The 2,390-nt window shown below is 36.4% G+C and carries 2 protein-coding genes and 1 pseudogene; 2 read left to right on the top strand and 1 reads right to left on the bottom strand.

Going from position 1 to position 2,390, the window contains the following annotated elements:
• A pseudogene (locus tag ABZA26_RS12805) lies at window positions 1-299 on the top strand (nitronate monooxygenase); the annotation flags it as partial.
• Window positions 300-369: 70 nt separating this feature from the next.
• Complete coding sequence (gene fabK, locus ABZA26_RS12800) at window positions 370-1,311, top strand: enoyl-[acyl-carrier-protein] reductase FabK (RefSeq protein ID WP_372714902.1); 942 nt, start codon at window positions 370-372, stop codon at window positions 1,309-1,311.
• A gap of 104 nt (window positions 1,312-1,415) precedes the next feature.
• Here fabK and ABZA26_RS12795 read toward each other — a convergent pair.
• The coding region (locus ABZA26_RS12795) for an SAM-dependent methyltransferase (RefSeq protein ID WP_372714901.1) at window positions 1,416-2,390 on the bottom strand (975 nt) is incomplete at its 5' end.

Here is a 2,390-nt window from a genome sequence, read left to right as displayed (position 1 = left end):
TGTATATAAACTCAAAAGAGGGAGATATTGTAGAGATAATGAGTTCTGCCGGTCTTCCTGCCAATGCTATAATTTCTCCCTATGTGGAAAAAGTACTTAATAAAAAAACAGAAAGACCTAAAAGCTGTACCGGTTGCCTGAAAAAGTGTACTATGACTTTTTGTGTAAACGAAAGACTTGTAAAAGGTCATGAGGGAGACTATGAGGAAGGCATCTTCTTTGCCGGAAAAGATGCTTGGAAAATAGAAGAAATTCTTTCTGTAGAGGATATAATGAAAAAATTTAAAGAAGTTTTCTAAATTTTTCTTAACTTTTTTTGAAGATTTGTTTATAATCTAACTTGATATATCTCACCTTAGGAGGAAATTTATGACTAAAAATAGTGTTTGTGAACTTCTCAATATAGAATACCCGATATTCCAGGGAGCCATGGCATGGATTGCCGATGGTCACCTGGCAGGTCACGTATCTAAAGCAGGGGGACTAGGGATAATAGCCGGTGGAGGAATGCCTGCTGAAATCTTGAGAGAAGAGATCAAAATTGTAAAATCCATTACGGATAAGCCTTTTGCAGTAAACCTCATGCTTATGATGGAAGAGGTAGCTGCACAGGTAGAAGTCTGTATAGAGGAAGGTGTACCTGTAGTAACAACTGGTGCAGGCAACCCAGCCCCTTACATGGCAAAATTAAAAGGTGCAGGTATCAAGGTAGTGCCTGTAATACCTTCTGTTGCTCTGGCAAAAAGAATGGAAAAAATCGGGGCCGATGCTGTGATAGCAGAGGGTACAGAAGCCGGAGGACACATTGGTCAGCTGACTACAATGACACTTGTTCCTCAGGTTGTAGATGCTGTAACAATACCTGTCATTGCTGCAGGAGGAATCGCAAGCGGGAGACAGTTTATGGCTGCCTTGGCACTAGGAGCAAGCGGTATCCAGGTAGGAACAAGATTTATAGTGGCTCACGAATGTAATGTCCATGAGAACTATAAAGATGCTATTTTGAAGGCAAAGGACAGATCTACTGTTTCAACAGGAAACCATACAGGTCACCCTGTAAGAGTAATCAACAACAAACTTGCAAAGGATCTAATCCAGCTTGAAAGAGAGGGAGCTTCTGCAGAAAAATTAGAAGAGATGGGTAAAGGAAGCTTAAGGCTAGCCGTTAAAGACGGAGACGTAGTAAACGGAAGTGTCATGGCTGGTCAGGTAGCATCTATGATCTGTGAAAAGCAAAGCTGTCAGGATATTATTTTGGACTTGATGGAAGACCTAAAAAATAAAATTTATAATTTTAATGGAAATTTCTAATAAAAATTTTAATTTAAGAGTTTTTAAATATGCAAATTAAAAATACACCCTCTGGTATTTCCAGAGGGTGTATTTTTAATTTTTGATTATTAATTTAGACTATATTAACTTTTTACTTTATCTATTTTATCTTTTAAAGATTTTTCCAAATAAGGATCCAGATTCCACATCTTTTTAAATTCATAATACTCATCCTTTGCTTTTTTGCTTGGAGAGTTCTTGTTTATAGCTCTTATAACTATATTTTTAGGTGTATGCTCGGTATCTATAAATTCAAAAATTTCTACAGAATATCCCAAAACTTCTAAAATATTTCCTCTTATGGAGTCAGTTATCATAGAGGACAGCCTCTCTTTGAGAATGCCATGCTTTAGTATAGGGGACATTTTATCATTACTCACCTGTCTAAAGAGCTCATGCTGGCAGCAAGGCACTAGCAGCAAAAGTTTGGTATTCCAGTTTACAGCCTTTATAAGGGCATCATCTGTGGCAGTGTCACAGGCATGAAGGGTTATCACTACATCTATATCATTATAGTCTTCAAACCCTTTTATATCCCCTATTTTAAAACTTAGATTTTCATAATTCAATTCTTCTGCTACTTTACTGCAGTAGTTTATAACATCTACCTTTAGATCAAGACCAGTTATCTCAACCTCTATACCCAGCTTTTCCTTAAGATACCAATACAAGGCAAAGGTAAGATAGGCCTTCCCCGACCCAAAATCAACTATCTTAAGCTTCTTTTTCATATCCAGACTTTTTATAGAGTCCTCTATAATCTCTAGATATTTATTTATCTGCCTGAATTTATCATATTTATTTTTATACACCTTACCGTCAGCATCCATAACTCCAAGTTTGTAAAGAAAATCGCAGTGTTTACCTTCCTCTATAACATAATTTTTTTTCCTGTTGTGAGTTAGGTCTTTTTCCTGAACTTTTGTAGGCTTATTCTTTATAATTTTTATTTCATTTTTCTTGTTTACCAACAACTGATAATCTCCCTCTGCAGCAAAGATGACTCCCTGCTTAAAATAATTCTTAAGAAGTCCTAAAATTTCATCCACAGCCTCTTC

Source organism: Ilyobacter sp. (assembly GCF_041583315.1).
Taxonomy (GTDB): domain Bacteria; phylum Fusobacteriota; class Fusobacteriia; order Fusobacteriales; family Fusobacteriaceae; genus Ilyobacter.
The sequence above is the reverse complement of the archived record's forward strand: the minus strand, read 5'-3'. Positions and strand labels throughout refer to the sequence as shown.

What these genes read in the sequence shown, in the direction of transcription:
- fabK (WP_372714902.1), top strand. Translation starts at nt 370, where the DNA reads ATGACTAAAAATAGTGTTTGTGAACTTCTCAATATAGAATACCCGATA.